Here is an 836-nt window from a genome sequence, read left to right as displayed (position 1 = left end):
GCGGTGGTCGACTGGGCCGGCTGCATCACGTCGTGGGATCGCGAGCTGAACGTGCTGAAGGACCGTGTCGGAAGCGCGTTGCCGCGCAGCGAACTGCGGGAGACGGCGGGTGCGTTCATCGACGGACTGCTCTCCGGCGTGGAGCGCAAGACCGGCTGGCTGATGTCGGAGACGGTCGGGGCGGCACGGCCCTACCGCATCCAGTCGCTGATCGGACGCAGCCGCTGGGACGCCGATCGGCTGCGCGACCACGTGATGGATTATGCGATCGAGGCACTCGGCGATCGTGACGGGGTGCTGATCGTCGACGAGACCGGCTTCCTGAAGAAGGGCGAGCACTCGGTCGGGGTGGCGCGGCAATATTCCGGGACGGCGGGCCGCGTGGAGAACTGTCAGGTCGCGGTGTTCCTGGCCTATGCGAGCCGGTTCGGGCACGCGCTGATCGACCGCCGGCTCTATCTGCCGGAGGCTTGGGCTGCCGATGCGGGCCGACGTGAGAAGGTGTCGGTGCCGACGGAGATCGGCTTCGAGACCAAGCCAAAACTCGCACGCAGCATGCTGATGGCCGCCCTCGATGCCGGGATCTCCTGCGCCTGGGTGCTCGGCGATGCGGTCTACGGCTCCGACAAGGGGCTTCGGATGGCGCTGGAGCAGCGCGGCCAACCTCACGTAATGGCCGTACGTGGCAACGAGCGCCTGATGGTGCAGCCGTTTGCATACGAGGCCGCCGCCGCGGTCGCGGCCCGCATTCCGGCACGCGACTGGCGCCGTCTGGCGGCGGCCCCCGGCGGCAAGGGACCGCGGCTCCATCACTGGGCTCGCGTGCGTCTGTTCCG

Annotated in this window: 1 protein-coding gene; it reads left to right on the top strand. The window is 69.1% G+C overall.

Features of this window, described 5'->3' with window-relative positions; all coding sequences use genetic code 11:
- Positions 1-836 (top strand): IS701 family transposase (locus A33M_RS21620; RefSeq protein ID WP_052027178.1); only part of this gene is annotated, 836 nt, incomplete at both ends.

The organism is Rhodovulum sp. PH10, assembly GCF_000293785.1.
Classification (GTDB): domain Bacteria; phylum Pseudomonadota; class Alphaproteobacteria; order Rhizobiales; family Xanthobacteraceae; genus Rhodoplanes.
Note: the sequence above shows the minus strand (reverse complement) of the source record. Positions and strands in the feature narration are given on the sequence as shown.